Source organism: Streptomyces sp. NPDC051109 (assembly GCF_044455885.1).
In the GTDB taxonomy this organism is placed as follows: domain Bacteria; phylum Actinomycetota; class Actinomycetes; order Streptomycetales; family Streptomycetaceae; genus Streptomyces.
In genome coordinates, this window is the sequence record NZ_JBITFF010000026.1 from 22,984 (window position 1) to 36,806 (window position 13,823).

A 13,823-nucleotide genomic window follows, 5' to 3' on the forward strand; every position below is an offset into this window, starting at 1 on the left:
GTATACCCCTCAGGGGTATTCCGCACGGCGGGTGCGGTCAGTGGAGCTCGCGCAGTTCCTTCAGCAGGGCCACGTCCGCCGCGTGGCCCTCCTTCCCGCCCGGCGTCTCGGTGATCAGCGGGACGCCCTCCATCGCGGGGTGCGCGAACAGCTCGGCGAAGGCGTCCCGGCCGATGTGGCCCTGCCCGATGTTGGCGTGGCGGTCCTTGTGGGAGCCGACGCCCTCCTTCGAGTCGTTCGCGTGGATCAGCTTCAGCCGCCCCTCGCCCACCGTGTCCACCAGCAGGTCCAGCGTCTGCTTCGTCCCGCCCGGCTCCGCCAGATCGTGCCCGGCGGCGAACACGTGGCAGGTGTCCAGGCAGATCCCGAGCTTCGGGTGGTGGTCGAGCGCCTCGAAGTACGGACCGAAGTCCCAGGTCCGCGAGCACAGCGAGGAGCCCTGCCCGGCCGTGGACTCCAGCAGCAGGAACGGGTCGTCGTCGCGCGTCAGCTCGTCGAGCAGCGGCAGCATGTGCTCCCTGACCTGCGCGTACGCCGCCTCGCGCGGGCGCCCCCCGGTCGCCGAGCCGGTGTGCACGACGACCCCGAGCGCCCCGATCTCCCGGCCGCGGCGCAGCGAGTGCCGCAGCGACTCCACCGACTTCTCGACGGTCGCCTCGGTGTGCGAGCCGAAGTTGATCAGGTACGGGGCGTGGACGTACGCCGGGATCGAATCCTCGGCGCACTGGCTGCGGAACAGCTCGTCCTGCGCGGGGTTGCCCACCGGGGTGGCCCAGCCGCGCGGATTGGCGACGAAGACCTGGACGGCCTCGGCGCGCATTTCCCGCGCGTACGTCAGCCCCACCGAGGCGAGCCCGCCGGCGACGGGGACGTGCCCGCCCACGGGATTGCGCGTTGCCTGGTCCATACCGCTACAGCCCCTTGGTCCGCAGGACGATCGTGCTGCCCTCGGGGGCGCTCTGGCCGCCCGGCACCGACTGGGCGTCCACCGTGTTGCTGAAGGACAGGAACGGCCGCTCCACCTTCACCTTGAAACCGGCCGCCTCCAGCGTCTTGCGGGCCACGTCCGCCTCCTGGCCGACGACGGGCGGCACCGGGATCTGCCGGGGTCCCTTGGACACGGTGAGCGTCACCGTGTCACCGGTCGCGGCCTGGGCGCCGGCGCCGATCGACTGGTTGGCGACCGTACCGGCCGGGAACGGCGAATTGACCTGCTCGGCGGCCGTCTCGACCTTGAGGCCGAGGTCCTGGAGGGCGGCCCGAGCCTGGTCCAGGGGCCGTCCGACCACGTTCGCCACCTGCACCGGCCGGCCCTTGCTGACCACGATCGCGACCGCCGTGTCGGGCGACCGCTTCTGCCCGCCCGTCGGGTCGGTGGAGACGACCGACCCCTGGGCGACGTCCTGGCTGAACGCCTGCGTGACCATGCCGGGCGCCAGACCGCTCTTGGTCAGCTCGGCCTTCGCGTCCTCCAGCGGCCTGCCCTTCACGTCCGGTACGACGACGACCTCCGGGCCGCGCGAGACCGTGAGGACCACCGCACCGTTGCCGCGGATGCGCTTGCCGCTCTCGGGGTCGGAGTTCATCACCGTCCCGCGGTCGAAGCTGTCGCTGAACCTCCGGTCGACCCGCTTCACGCCGAGGCCGGCCGCGGACAGGTCCGACTTGGCCTGCGCCTCCGTCTTCCCGAGCAGGTTGGGGACCTTGGTGAACTGGCCCGAGTTGATGTACCAGACCCCGGTGCCGATGCCGAGCGCGAGCAGCACGCCGACGATGACGAGCAGCGTGCCGCGGCGCGGCCTGCGCGAGGCGGGCGCCCGGGTCTGGGAGCGGGAGCCGCCCGGAGCGGGCTCCGGGCGGTCCGGGCGCTCCAGCCGGGACGTCTGCTGTACGGGCGGCTGCGCCGCGACGGGCCGCGGGATCACGCTGGTGCGGTCCTCGGTGGCGCTCCGGTCCTCGGCGCGCGCCTGCGGCGGCACCGCGTCCAGCTCGGCGTCGCCGAGCAGCGCGCGGGCGTCGAGCACCAGGCCGAGCAGTCCGGCGGCGTCGGTGGGCCGCAGCTCCGGATCGCGGGCCGTGGCGTACGTGACGAGCTGGTCCAGGATGGCCGGCAGCCCCGGGACGGCGGCCGACGGGGGCGGCACGTCCTCGTGCAGGTGCTGGTAGAGCACCTGGGCGGGGGTGCCGCCGGTGTGCGGCTTGGAGCCGGTGAGCATCTCGTACAGGACGACACCGCAGGCGTAGACGTCCACGCGGGTGTCGCTGACGCCGTTCTCGATCTGCTCGGGGGCGAGGTAGGAGACGGTGCCGAGGACGGCGCCGGTCGTGCTGGTGACGGTGTCGACGCTGCGGACCAGGCCGAAGTCCGCGACCTTGACCCGGCCGTCGTCGCCGATCAGGACGTTCTCGGGCTTCATGTCGCGGTGCACGAACCCGGCGCGGTGGGCGGCGCCGAGGGCGGCGAGGACCGGCTCCAGGATGTCGAGGGCGGCGCGGGGCCGGAGCGCGCCGCGCTCGCGCAGCACGTCGCGCAGGGTGCAGCCCGAGACGTACTCCATGGCGAGGTACGTGTACGGCCCGTCGGTGCCCTGGTCGAAGACGGCAACGACGTTGGGGTGCGCGAGGCGCGCGACGGATTTGGCCTCCCGGATGAAGCGGTCGACGAACCCGGCGTCGGCGGCCAGCGCCGGATGCATCACCTTGAGGGCGAGCACGCGGTCGAGGCGGGTGTCGACGGCCCGGTAGACCGTCGCCATGCCGCCGGCCGCGATACGCGCCTCGACGCGGTAGCGGCCGTCGAGTGTCTGCCCGACGAGGGGGTCATCCAGGGTCGTATCCACCCGGCGATTCTACGAGCGTCCTCACTGCGGCCTACCAGGGGCCGGGGAGGTTGCAGCGCAGCTGTGACGTGGGAGCCGCCGGGGGTGCCCCCGCCTGCAGCGCGGCCGTGACATGAGGCGGGGGTCCGGGGCTCACGGCGCGGGTCCCGAACCCCCGCCCGCTCAGAACGCCGGGCGCTCCGGGTCCAGGGCGGCTCGGCCCTCGGTGGGGGAGGAGGCCTCCGCGAAGCGGCGCTGGGGGATGCGGCCCGCCCGGTACGCCAGGCGGCCCGCCGAGACGGCGTCCCGCATGGCCGCCGCCATCAGGACCGGCGCCTTCGCCCGGGTCACCGCCGAGGCCAGCATCACCGCCGCGCAGCCCAGCTCCATCGCCAGCGCCACGTCCGAGGCCGTGCCCGCCCCCGCGTCCAGGATCACCGGGACCCCGGCCCGCTCCGCGATCAGCTCGAAGTTGTGGGGGTTCCGGATCCCCATCCCCGAGCCGATCGGGGACCCCAGCGGCATGATCGCCGCGCAGCCCGCGTCCTCCAGCTTGCGCGCGAGCACCGGGTCGTCGTTCGTGTACGGCAGGACCGTGAAGCCCTCGTCCACCAGGGTCTCCGCCGCGTCCAGCAGCTCCACCCCGTCCGGCAGCAGGGTCCGCTCGTCGGCCACGACCTCCAGCTTGATCCAGTCCGTGCCCAGAGCCTCCCGCGCCAGGCGCGCGGTCAGCACGGCCTCGCCCGCCGTGAAGCACCCCGCCGTGTTCGGGAGTACGGCGATGCCCAGCCTCGTCAGCACCGACAGGACGGAGCCCTGCACCGTCGGGTCCAGCCGCCGCATGGCCACCGTCGTGAGCTCCGTACCGGACGCGATCAGCGCCCGTTCCAGGACGTCCAGGCTGGGCGCCCCGCCCGTGCCCATGATCAGGCGGGACGAGAAGGTCCGGCCGCCCAGCACGAAAGCGTCGTCAGCCATCGCGCTCAGCCTCCCTGCACCGCGGTGAGGACCTCGACCCGGTCGCCCTCGCCCACCGGCGTGAGCGGCCACCGCCCGCGCGGGACCACGGTCTCGTTCAGTGCGGCCGCGACGCCGGACGGCGCCGCGGTCAAGGTGGCGACCACGGCGTCGAGCGTGGTGCCGGCCGCGATCTCGCGCGGCTCGCCGTTGACGGAGATGGTCATGCGTACGACTCCTGACGTGCGGCGGAGAACCGGCGCGGGGTGAACGGTCGGGCGATCTCCGGCAGCGTGCCGGTGGTCAGCAGCTCCGCCATCACGTCGCCGGTGAGCGGGGTCAGCAGCACCCCGTTGCGGTAGTGCCCGGTGGCCAGGTGCAGGCCGGGCAGGTCGGTCGGGCCGAGCAGCGGGGCGTTGTCCGGGGATCCGGGGCGCAGTCCGGCCCGCGTCTCGGTCAGCGGCAGCTCGGTGATGCCGGGCACCAGTTCGTGGGCATCGCGCAGCAGCTCGTACACCCCGCCCGCGGTGACCGTGGTGTCCCAGCCGAGTTCCTCGCTGGTGGCCCCGACGACGAGCTCGCCGTTCTCGCGCGGCACCAGGTAGACGTGGCTGCCGCGGACCACCGCCCGTACCGTCCGCGACAGGAACGGCGCGTACGCCGCCGGCACCGCGAGGCGCAGCACCTGTCCCTTCACCGGCCGTACGGGGGGCAGCACCTGCGCCGGTACGCCGGCCAGCCGGCCGCTGAGCGAGCCGGCGGCCAGGACCACCTGGTCGGCGCGCAGCTCCGTACCGTCGTCGAGCCGCGCGCCCACGGCCCGGTCGGCGGCGGTCAGCAGCCGCTCCGCGGCCGCCCGGCGGATCTCCGCGCCGGCGCCCTCGCAGGCGGCCAGCAGCGCGGCCGCCAGCCGGCGCGGATCGACCTGGTGGTCGCCGTCCACGCGCAGCCCGCCCCGCACGCCGGGGGCCAGCATCGGCTCCAGGCGGCGGCACTCGCGGCCGGTGAGCCACTCGGACTCCAGGCCGCAGCGGCGCTGGAGGGCGTGCAGTTCGCGCAGGTGCAGCCGGTCGTCGGCGTCGAGGGCCACGGCGAGGGTGCCGCAGGCGCGGTAGCCGATGTCCATCCCGCCGCTGGCCTCGGCCAGCTCGGCGGCGAACTCGGGGTAGCGGGCGGCCGAGGCGACGTTGAGGCCCAGCAGGGTCTCCTCGCCGTAGTGCAGCTCCGTGACGGCGGCGAGCATGCCGGCCGCGACCTGCGCGGCGCCGCCGCCGGGCGCCGGATCGGCGAGTACCGTCCGCAGTCCGCGCCGGGCCGCCCGCCAGGCGGTGACCAGGCCGATGATCCCGCCCCCGATGACGAGGACGTCGGACCCGGTGGACCCAGTGGACCCCGTGGACCGAGTGGACCCTGTGGACCCAGTGGACCCGGTGGACCGAGTGGACCCTGTGGATCCGGTGGACCCCGGGGATCCCGCTCCGGATCCCTTCCGAGATGAGTGCATGGGCGTCCAGCCCCTCCCTTCGCCGGCATGACCCGGATCAGGTTCGTACGGTCGGAGGCCGCTCAGCCTCCCTCTCAGCCCGGTCCGCCCGGACTCCCGCGATAGGTAACAGGCGCCAGCCTAACCCCGGCGCCGGGGGCGGGTAAGGCTGCCTCCCCGGCCGCCGCGCCGGGCCACTGTTCCTGACGAGGTGTCAGATCGCTAGGCTGGGCGCTGTGAGCGAGCAGACGGAACAGACTCAGAGCGGCGTCGTCATCGTCGGCGCCGGAATGGCCGGGGTGCAGACCGCGGTCGCGCTGCGGGAGCAGGGGTGGCGCGGCCCCGTGACCCTGCTGGGCGCCGAGCCCCACCAGCCGTACGACCGGCCGCCGCTGTCGAAGGCGGTGCTGCTCGGCAAGGCCGAGGACTCCGCGTTCGACGTGGACTTCGAGGGGCTCGGCGTCGTGCTCCGGCTCGGGGTGGAGGTCACCGGGCTGCGGGCCGCCGAGCGCGAGCTGGACACCGAGGCGGGCCCGGTCCCGTACGAGGTGCTGGTCCTGGCGACCGGCGCCGAACCGCTGACCCTGCCCGGCTCCGAGGGCGTCCCCGGAGTGCACCTGCTGCGCACCCTCGACGACGCGGCCCGGCTGCGGCCGGTGCTGGCCCGGACCCCGGCGACCGTGGTGGTCGGGGCGGGCTGGATCGGCGCCGAGTTCGCCACCGCGGCCCGCGAGGCGGGCTGCGCGGTGACCGTGGTCGAAGCTGCCGACCGGGTGCTGGCCGGGGCGCTGCCCGCGGAGGTCGCGGCCCCCATGGCCCGCTGGTACGAGGAGTCCGGGGCGGCCCTGCTGACCGGAGCCAAGGTGTCCTCGGTGGAGTCCGGGCGGGTCCTGCTCGCGGACGGGCGGGAGCTGCCCGCGGGCGCGGTGGTCGTGGGCATCGGGGCCCGGCCGGCGACCCGGTGGCTCGCGGACTCGGGGGTCGAGCTCGGGCCGGAAGGCGCGATCGTGGCGGACGAGTACCTGCGCACCTCCCTGCCGGGGGTGTACGCGGTCGGCGACTGCGCGTCGTTCCCGTCGGCCCGCTACGGGGCGCGGCTGCTCGTGCACCACTGGGACAACGCCCTGCAGGGGCCGCGGGTGGTCGCGGCGAACATCGTGGTGGGGAAGGCGGCGCAGGTCTACGACCCGGTGCCGTACTTCTGGTCGGAGCAGTTCGGGCGCTTCGTGCAGTACGCCGGGCACCATGCGGGCGCCGACGAGCTGCTGTGGCGCGGGGACCCCGCCGAGGCCGCGTGGTCGGTGTGCTGGCTCCGGGGCGGGGCGCTGGCCGCGGTCCTGGCGGTGGGCCGGCCGCGGGACCTGGCGCAGGGGCGGAAGCTGATCGAGACGGGGGCCCCGGTGGATCCGGCCAAGGTCGCCGATCCCGCGGTCCCGCTGAAATCGGCGCTGGTCTAGCCGCGTGCGGAAGGGCGCGGAGCGGGTCGGGGGGACCCGGACGGGTCGGCTCGGGTACCGGGTGTCGGTCCGAAGTGGCAGGCTTGTGCCCGTGACCGAGATTGACGCAAAGATCGATGCCCTTGTCCCCGCCTGGCTGTACGTCCCCGACATCGCCGAGATGCTCGACATCGAGGTGACCCGGGTCCGCCAGCTGGTCAAGGAAGGTCAGCTGATCGCCGTACGCCGGGGCGAGAACCGCTCTCTCCAGGTGCCCGCCCCCTTCATCGACGGCGACAAGGTCGTCAAGGGCCTGCCCGGCCTGCTGACCGTGCTCCGCGACGACGGCTTCTCCGACGAGGAGATCCTGGAGTGGATGTTCACCCCGGACCCGACCCTGCCCGGTACGCCCGCGCAGGCGCTGAGCGAGAATCGCGGCACGGAGGTGAAGCGCCGCGCTCAGGCGCTCGCCCTCTGACCCGACAGACCCGGGCGACCGGTGCAACCCGGCGGCCCGGGTGATCCGGGCCGCCTGATCCATCCGCGGTGCGCGGGCCCCGGACGGCCCGTGCACCGCATCCATCCCGGGGGGTACCCATGTCCGCGAACGCTTCCGCGCGCGCCCAGCTGTCCGACGCCCGGCTCTACCTGTGCACGGACGCCCGCAAGCGGCAGGGGGACCTCCCCGAGTTCCTCGACGCGGTCCTGGCCGGCGGCGTGGACATCGTCCAGCTCCGGGACAAGGGCATGGAGGCCGGTGAGGAGCTCGAACACCTCCGGGTGTTCGCCGACGCCGCGCGGCGGCACGGCCGGCTCCTCGCGGTGAACGACCGAGCCGACGTCGGCCACGCCATCGGCTCCGACGTCCTGCACCTGGGCCAGGGAGACATCCCGGTGCCCGCCGCGCGCGCGATCCTCGGCGAGTCCGTCCTGATCGGCCGGTCCTGCCACGCCGAGTCCGAGGTCGACGCCGCCGTGGCCGAGCCGGGCGTGGACTACTTCTGCACCGGCCCCTGCTGGCCCACCCCCACCAAGCCCGGCCGGCACGCCCCCGGCCTCGGGCTCGTCCGGTACGCGGCCTCGCTGGCCCCCGCCCGCCCCTGGTTCGCCATCGGCGGCATCGACGCCGGCAACCTCGACGAGGTCCTCGACGCCGGAGCCACCCGCATCGTGGTGGTCCGCGCACTGACCGAGGCCTCGGACCCGGGCGCGGCCGCCGCCGACCTGGCCAAGCGGGTCCGCGAGCGCGATTCCGCCTAACTCCTCCCGGGCCGTCCGTGCAGGTGTCCAAAAACGTGTCCAAAAGGCGGACGCGGCTTCGGCCTGCACGAAGGCGCGTCTAACCTGCCCGTATGGCCCTTGGTACCGCTTCCACCCGCACGGACCGCGCACGCACGGTCCGTGACCTGCTGGCGTCCGGGAGCCCGTCGTACTCCTTCGAGTTCTGGGCCCCCAAGACGGAGAAGGGCGAGCGCAACCTCTGGAACGCGCTGCGCCGGATCGAGGCGGTGGGCCCGAGCTTCGTCTCCGTGACCTACGGGGCCGGCGGCTCCACCCGCGGCGGCACCGTCAAGGCCACCCAGGAGATCGCAGCCGACACCACCTTGACCCCCGTCGCGCACCTCACCGCGGTCGACCACTCCATCGCCGAGCTGCGCCACGTGATCGGCCAGTTCGCCGACGCCGGCATCCGCAACATGCTGGCCCTGCGCGGCGACCCGCCGGGTGATCCCATGGGTCCCTGGGTCGCGCACCCCGAGGGCGTGCACTACGCCGCCGACCTGGTCCGGCTGCTGAAGGAGTCCGGCGACTTCTGCGTGGGCGTCGCGGCCTTCCCCGACATGCACCCGCGCTCGGAGGACTGGGACACGGACATCCGTCACTTCGTGGACAAGTGCCGCGCAGGGGCCGACTATGCGATCACCCAGATGTTCTTCGATCCGGAGAATTATCTGAGGCTGCGCGACAGTGCCCTGAAGGCGGGCTGCGAGACCCCGATCATCCCCGAGGTCATGCCTGTTGTGGGCATCAGGCAGCTCGACCGGCTGCCGCAACTCAGCAACGCAGTCTTCCCCGCAGCCGTGAAAGAGCGCATGCTCGCCGTCAAGGACGATGCAGCCGCTGTACGCTCCATTGGGATCGAGTTCGCCACGGAGTTCTGCGCGCGGCTGCTGTCCGAGGGTGTCCCGGGGCTGCACTTCATCACGCTGAACAATTCCACGGCGACTCTCGAAATCTACGAGAACCTGGGCCTGCACCAGCGGGCCTGATCGGCCGGCCCCCCGTTTCCTGGGCGGTTGGCCGTACCGAGAGGTGCCACGCATGGGAATGACGGTCCTCTACATCGCGTTCGGTTTCGTCGCGCTGTGGCTGCTTGCCGAGGTCCTGATGCAGTACAAGGCCCGGCTGCGCTGGCGGTTGCTCGCGTTCGCCGGGTTCCTCGGTGTGGTCGCCGGGGTGGTGCTGCCGTCGGTGCCGGTCATCGGCATCGGCGCGGCCGCGTTCGCCGTGGGCCAGACCCTGGTGACACTCTCCTTCCGCAAGGGCTTCGAGGCCGGCTGGGCGCTGCGCCGCGGCGGCGAGCCCGTACGGAAGCAGAACCGGCGCCGCCGGGCGGGCGGTGCGCGCCCCGAGCCCGCGCTCCAGGTCACCGCGCTGGAGTACGGGCCCGACGGGGCGGCGCCGGACACCGAGGGGGCCGACCGGGCCGACGCACCCGGCCAGGCGCAGCAGGAGCCCCAGTTCCAGGCCGCGACCGCGGAGTTCTACAGCCCGGAGCCGCTGCCCGAGGACACGGGCTCGTACGGGATACAGAGCTTCGCCCCGACCGCCGACGCGGGCCGGACGGCGGCGTTCGCCCCGCCCTTCTCCACGGCCGAGCAGGACCCCCACCAGTACGCGCCCTACTACGACGGGCAGGGCTACGCCCCGCAGGGCCAGGGCGGCTACGACTACTCCGCGGGCTATCCGGCGGCCGGCGAACAGCAGGTCTACGCCGCCTACTCGGACCCGTACGTCGGCACGGGCGGGGCCGTGATCCCGCAACAGCCGTACGACTACACCCCGTACACCGACTACTCCGGCGCCGACCCGTACGTGAGCGCGGGCGGGCAGCAGCAGTACGCGATGGACACCCCGCCCGGCGGGGTGTGGGTGCCGCAGCAGCGGTCCACCGACGGGGCCGCCGCCGGCTACCCCGGGGACGACCAGGGCCAGTACCCGCAGCAGCAGCCGCAGCAGTACCCGTACCAGGGCACCGGCGAGTACGAGCAGTACCGCTACTGAACGGCGGGGCGCGGCGGTTGCCGAGGCACCGAGGTGTGGGCCCCCGGGGAACGTTCCCCGGGGGCCCACCCGTCACTGGGAGCCGCGGAACCCCGCGCCCTCCACGATCAGCCCGGCCACCAGGGCCCCGGTCATCCCGGCGTGCGCGAGCCCGCCGCCGGGGTGCGCCCAGCCGCCCGCGAGGAACAGCCCGGGCAGGGCGGTGGGGTTGGCGGGGTAGAGCATCGCCCCGCCCGCTCCCGCGAGGGCCGGCGGGGGCACCGCGCCGCCCGGCGCGCCGGTGTCCGCCTCGATGTCCGCCGGCGTGCGCTCCCGCGTCCACAGCAGCCGCTCACGCAGTCCGGGCACGGCCCGGGCCGCGAGGTCCAGGAGCTCCTCCGTGCGGGGCGCAGCGGCGCCCCCAGGGCCGCAGAGGGCGCTCACGGTGACCGCCTCGTGGTCCGCGTCGGGCCGCACGGCCGGATCGTCGGGGCGCAGCACGGTCAGTTGGGCGCCGGGGGAGTGCACCAGGGTGCGGTGGACGGCGTCCGCGGGGCGCGCGCCGCGCAGCGCGAGCAGCAGGGTGAGCCGGCTGGCCACCCCCGGCCCGCGGGCGGGCGCGCCGCCGGCCGGCAGCGGGACCCCCAGCTGCCGCGGATCGACCCCGCAGACCACGGAGTCGGCGGCGGCCTCGGTGCCGTCGGCCAGCAGCAGCCCGGCCGCCCGGCCGCCTTGCTCCAGGACCTCCCGTACCGGCGCGTCGAAGGCGAAGGCGACTTTCCGTTCCAGGCAGCGCTCGTACACGGCGGTGGCCAGCTCCCGCATCCCGCCGCGCACGTACCAACTCCCGAAGGTCTGCTCCATGTACGGGAGCACGGCCGCCGCGGCGGGCGCGGTGGCGGGGTCGACCCCGTACGCCCGCACCCGCGCGGCGAGCAGCTCGCCGAGCTTCCCGCCCAGTTCGCGCTCGGCCACCTCGGCGAGGGTCGGGGGCCGGCGGCGCAGCAGTCCGCTCTTGCGCAGCGCCGGGTACGGATCGCCGCCCAGCACCTGCCAGTCGGGGCGCAGCGGCTCCTCCAGCAGGGGGCGGCGGGTGGCGTTCCAGGCGTCCCGGGCGCGGCCCAGGACCCCGTTCCAGCGCTCTCCCGCGCCCGCGCCGAAGGCCTCGTCGAGGACGGCGGCGGCGCCGCCGCGCGAGCCGCTCGGGAGGGTGACGGCGGTGCCGTCGGCGAGGACGTGCCGGACGGCGGGGTCGGCCTGGACCAGCTCGACGCAGTCCTCCAGGGGCCGCTTGCCGGTCTTGACGAACAGGTCGCGGTAGACGGCGGGCAGGTGCAGCAGGCCGGGACCGGTGTCGAAGGCGAAGCCGTCGCGCTCGTACCGGCCGACGGAGCCGCCGTACGTGGATCCGCGTTCGTACACCGTCACCTGGTGCCCCGCCACGGCCAGCCGGGCCGCCGTAGCCATCGCGCCCATGCCGGCGCCGATCACCGCAATTCGTGCCATGCGGATGACCCTATCGAGCGGGCTCGGGGGCGGCCGTGGGAGGTCGGTCGAGGTCAGCGGGGTGGCGGCGCGGCCCGCGCGAGCGCCTCGCGCTCCTCGGCGGCGAGCCGCTTCTCCTCGCGGCGCTGGGCGCGGCGGCGCAGGAAGCGGCGGATCCGGCTCCACAGGAAGACGAGTATGGCCAGACCGGCCGCCAGCAGGACGGCCGCGATGACCGCGGCTGCCTGGGGGTTGAACATCGCGAAGGTGACGATTGCGGCCACGCCCAGGTCCTCGGCGGTGCTCAGCGCGATGTTGCTGAAAGGCTCGGGCGAGGTGTTGACGGCCATCCGGGTGCCGGCCTTGACGAAATGGCTGGCCAGTGCGGTGGAACCGCCGATCGCACCGGCGGCCAGGTCGGAGAGCGAGCCGCTCTGGCCGGCCAGCAGGGCCCCGACCACGGCCCCGGCCAGGGGGCGGATCACGGTGTGCACCGCGTCCCAGACGGAGTCCACGTACGGGATCTTGTCGGCGACGGCCTCGCACAGGAACAGCACGCCGGCGACGATCAGCACGTCGGTGCGCTGGAGGGAGGCGGGGACCTCGTCGGTCAGTCCGGTCGCGCCGAAGACGCCGAGCAGGAGGACCACGGCGTAGGCGTTGATCCCGCTGGCCCAGCCGCTGGTGAAGACCAGGGGGAGCACACTCACCGGCCCATCATGCCGCAGGACCGGGCCGTGGAACGGGCGATCGGGGAGACGGGGCGGATCGGCGCGGCAGAGCCGTGAGGGGACGGCCGCCGTACGGCGGCCGTCCCCTCACCCATGTCTGCGGGGGCCTACTGCCCCTGTTCGTCGCGGCGGCGCTGCCACCGCTCCTCGATGCGGGTCATCATCGACCGACGCTGCCGGTTGCGGCCGTGGGCCGAACTGCCTGCACTGCCGGAGACGGGCTGCTCGCCAGGCTTGGGTGCCTTGCGCCAACCGGTGACCACGAGGACCGTACAGCCGAGCATGACGAGGAATCCCACCACGCTGACCCAGAGTACGTTCGGAATGATCACACCGGTCATGAGGAGCGCGATACCCACCACAATGCCTGCGACTGCCTGGTAGACCCGTCGCCGGGTGTACGTACGCAGTCCGCTTCCCTCAAGCGCTGTCGCGAACTTGGGGTCTTCGGCGTACAGCGCTCGCTCCATCTGCTCGAGCATTCGCTGCTCGTGCTCCGAGAGCGGCACGGGAGTCCTCCTCATCCGTCGGTCGCGGGGGGTAGCGACCAGGGGTCCCCTTCAGGATAGGCGGGGAATCGCCCCCGTGATACCCGCCCTCTACGCAAGGTTGCGAAAACACCGCCCGGAAAAGGCGCCGCCCCGAAAGGCGCCGCCCGAGCAAACCTTGCGTGAAACCGTACCGCCGGGTGGGCGGTCACTGAGGCGCTTATTCCCCACTGGCCCGTCCACCATGCCGGTCACTGCTCACGATCATACGGCGCCGGGCGCCTGAACGGAGGGTGTCCGGCGTACTCCGTGAGCGAACCCCGCAGATCAGGCGGGCTCGCCGTCGAGAGGCTTCTGACCGAGCACGTGCAACTGCGTGGCGACCGCGTGGAAGGCGGGCAGCTCGGCGGCGGCCTCCTCCAGGCGCAGCAGGGCCTCGACCGCGCCCGGCTCGGTGTCGACCAGGACGCCGGGGACGAGGTCGGCGAAGACGCGGACCCCGTGCACCGAGCCGACCTCCAGGCCGGCCCCGCCGACCAGCTCGGCGAGCTGCTCGGCGGTGAAGCGGCGCGGTACCGGGTCGCCCGCACCCCAGCGGCCGGCCGGGTCGGTGAGCGCCGTACGGGCCTCGGTGAAGTGGCCGGCGAGGGCGCGGGCCAGCACGGCCCCGCCGAGGCCGGCGGCCAGCAGGCTGAGCGTGCCGCCGGGGCGCAGGGCGGCGACCGCGTTGGCCACGCCTTCGGCCGGGTCGTCCACGTACTCCAGCACGCCGTGGCAGAGCACCACGTCGTACGCGTCGCGCTCGACGACCTCCAGCAGGCCCTGGGCATCGCCCTGCACCCCGCGGACCAGGTCGGCCACGCCCTCCTCGGCGACGCGGCGCTCCAGCCCGAACAGTGCGTTCGGGCTGGGGTCGACCACGGTCACCCGGTGGCCCAGCCGGGCCACCGGAACGGCGAACTTGCCGGTGCCGCCGCCGGTGTCCAGCACGTCCAGCACGTCCCGCCCGGTCGCCTTCACCCGGCGGTCGAGGGCCTCCTTGAGGACCTCCCACACCACGGCGGTGCGAAGGGAGGCACGGGGGCGGGAAGTGTCCGACACGACTGGTGACTCCTCGGCGCGACAGGGTGAGAGATGCGTGCCCCACCCTATTGCCTGCA

Annotated in this window: 14 protein-coding genes and 1 riboswitch; of the genes, 5 read left to right on the forward strand and 9 right to left on the reverse strand. The window is 74.1% G+C overall.

What is annotated here, in order from left to right; translation table 11 throughout:
• Positions 1-37: 37 nt before the first annotated feature.
• The 5 genes from ACIBAD_RS32685 to thiO all read right to left on the reverse strand — a co-directional run bounded on the left by ACIBAD_RS32685 (position 38) and on the right by thiO (position 5,133).
• Positions 38-907, reverse strand: a complete 870-nt coding sequence (locus ACIBAD_RS32685) for a deoxyribonuclease IV (protein WP_398910365.1) — start codon at positions 905-907, stop codon at positions 38-40.
• Between the two features lie 4 nt (positions 908-911).
• Positions 912-2,840, reverse strand: a complete 1,929-nt coding sequence (pknB, locus tag ACIBAD_RS32690) for a Stk1 family PASTA domain-containing Ser/Thr kinase (protein WP_134075087.1) — start codon at positions 2,838-2,840, stop codon at positions 912-914.
• 162 nt (positions 2,841-3,002) lie between these two features.
• Positions 3,003-3,797, reverse strand: coding sequence for a thiazole synthase (locus tag ACIBAD_RS32695; RefSeq protein WP_398910367.1), 795 nt, complete (start codon positions 3,795-3,797; stop codon positions 3,003-3,005).
• 5 nt (positions 3,798-3,802) lie between these two features.
• The gene (thiS, locus tag ACIBAD_RS32700; protein WP_134075085.1) at positions 3,803-4,003 is read right to left on the reverse strand and encodes a sulfur carrier protein ThiS; all 201 of its coding nucleotides are present in this window, start codon (positions 4,001-4,003) and stop codon (positions 3,803-3,805) included.
• Positions 4,000-5,133, reverse strand: coding sequence for a glycine oxidase ThiO (gene thiO, locus ACIBAD_RS32705; protein WP_398910415.1), 1,134 nt, complete (start codon positions 5,131-5,133; stop codon positions 4,000-4,002). Before thiO ends, thiS begins: the two co-directional genes overlap by 4 nt.
• A 144-nt stretch (positions 5,134-5,277) precedes the next feature.
• A riboswitch (TPP riboswitch) is annotated at positions 5,278-5,390 on the reverse strand.
• A 105-nt stretch (positions 5,391-5,495) separates the two neighbouring features.
• Here thiO and ACIBAD_RS32710 point away from each other — a divergent pair.
• The 5 genes from ACIBAD_RS32710 (at position 5,496) to ACIBAD_RS32730 (ending at position 9,980) form a co-directional block, all read left to right on the forward strand.
• Complete coding sequence (locus tag ACIBAD_RS32710; protein WP_134075084.1) at positions 5,496-6,716, forward strand: FAD-dependent oxidoreductase; 1,221 nt, start codon at positions 5,496-5,498, stop codon at positions 6,714-6,716.
• A gap of 91 nt (positions 6,717-6,807) precedes the next feature.
• The gene (locus ACIBAD_RS32715; protein ID WP_134075083.1) at positions 6,808-7,173 is read left to right on the forward strand and encodes an Rv2175c family DNA-binding protein; all 366 of its coding nucleotides are present in this window, start codon (positions 6,808-6,810) and stop codon (positions 7,171-7,173) included.
• 119 nt (positions 7,174-7,292) lie between these two features.
• Complete coding sequence (gene thiE / locus ACIBAD_RS32720; RefSeq protein WP_398910370.1) at positions 7,293-7,955, forward strand: thiamine phosphate synthase; 663 nt, start codon at positions 7,293-7,295, stop codon at positions 7,953-7,955.
• A gap of 92 nt (positions 7,956-8,047) precedes the next feature.
• Positions 8,048-8,965 carry a methylenetetrahydrofolate reductase [NAD(P)H] gene (gene metF / locus ACIBAD_RS32725; protein ID WP_398910372.1) on the forward strand — a complete coding sequence of 306 codons (918 nt, stop codon included), beginning with the start codon at positions 8,048-8,050 and terminating at the stop codon, positions 8,963-8,965.
• A 52-nt stretch (positions 8,966-9,017) separates the two neighbouring features.
• Positions 9,018-9,980 carry a hypothetical protein gene (locus tag ACIBAD_RS32730; RefSeq protein WP_398910374.1) on the forward strand — a complete coding sequence of 321 codons (963 nt, stop codon included), beginning with the start codon at positions 9,018-9,020 and terminating at the stop codon, positions 9,978-9,980.
• 72 nt (positions 9,981-10,052) lie between these two features.
• On the opposite strand, the gene ACIBAD_RS32735 is transcribed toward ACIBAD_RS32730, so the two are convergent.
• The 4 genes from ACIBAD_RS32735 to ACIBAD_RS32750 all read right to left on the reverse strand — a co-directional run bounded on the left by ACIBAD_RS32735 (position 10,053) and on the right by ACIBAD_RS32750 (position 13,764).
• The gene (locus tag ACIBAD_RS32735) at positions 10,053-11,465 is read right to left on the reverse strand and encodes a phytoene desaturase family protein (protein WP_398910376.1); all 1,413 of its coding nucleotides are present in this window, start codon (positions 11,463-11,465) and stop codon (positions 10,053-10,055) included.
• Between the two features lie 53 nt (positions 11,466-11,518).
• Positions 11,519-12,154 (reverse strand): DUF4126 domain-containing protein, encoded by a 636-nt coding sequence (locus tag ACIBAD_RS32740; RefSeq protein WP_134075079.1) that lies wholly within the window; start codon positions 12,152-12,154, stop codon positions 11,519-11,521.
• A gap of 128 nt (positions 12,155-12,282) precedes the next feature.
• Positions 12,283-12,684, reverse strand: coding sequence for a DUF3040 domain-containing protein (locus tag ACIBAD_RS32745; RefSeq protein WP_134075078.1), 402 nt, complete (start codon positions 12,682-12,684; stop codon positions 12,283-12,285).
• Positions 12,685-12,990: 306 nt separating this feature from the next.
• On the reverse strand, positions 12,991-13,764 hold the full coding sequence (locus ACIBAD_RS32750) for a methyltransferase (protein ID WP_134075077.1): 774 nt from the start codon (positions 13,762-13,764) through the stop codon (positions 12,991-12,993).
• Between the last annotated feature and the right edge of the window lie 59 nt (positions 13,765-13,823).

Bases quoted from the DNA above. Each gene is read 5' to 3' on its own strand.
- thiE (WP_398910370.1), top strand. From the start codon at position 7,293: ATGTCCGCGAACGCTTCCGCGCGCGCCCAGCTGTCCGACGCCCGGCTC.
- ACIBAD_RS32685 (WP_398910365.1), bottom strand. From the start codon at position 907: ATGGACCAGGCAACGCGCAATCCCGTGGGCGGGCACGTCCCCGTCGCC.
- ACIBAD_RS32730 (WP_398910374.1), top strand. From the start codon at position 9,018: ATGGGAATGACGGTCCTCTACATCGCGTTCGGTTTCGTCGCGCTGTGG.
- ACIBAD_RS32695 (WP_398910367.1), bottom strand. From the start codon at position 3,797: ATGGCTGACGACGCTTTCGTGCTGGGCGGCCGGACCTTCTCGTCCCGC.
- metF (WP_398910372.1), top strand. From the start codon at position 8,048: ATGGCCCTTGGTACCGCTTCCACCCGCACGGACCGCGCACGCACGGTC.
- ACIBAD_RS32735 (WP_398910376.1), bottom strand. From the start codon at position 11,465: ATGGCACGAATTGCGGTGATCGGCGCCGGCATGGGCGCGATGGCTACG.
- thiS (WP_134075085.1), bottom strand. From the start codon at position 4,003: ATGACCATCTCCGTCAACGGCGAGCCGCGCGAGATCGCGGCCGGCACC.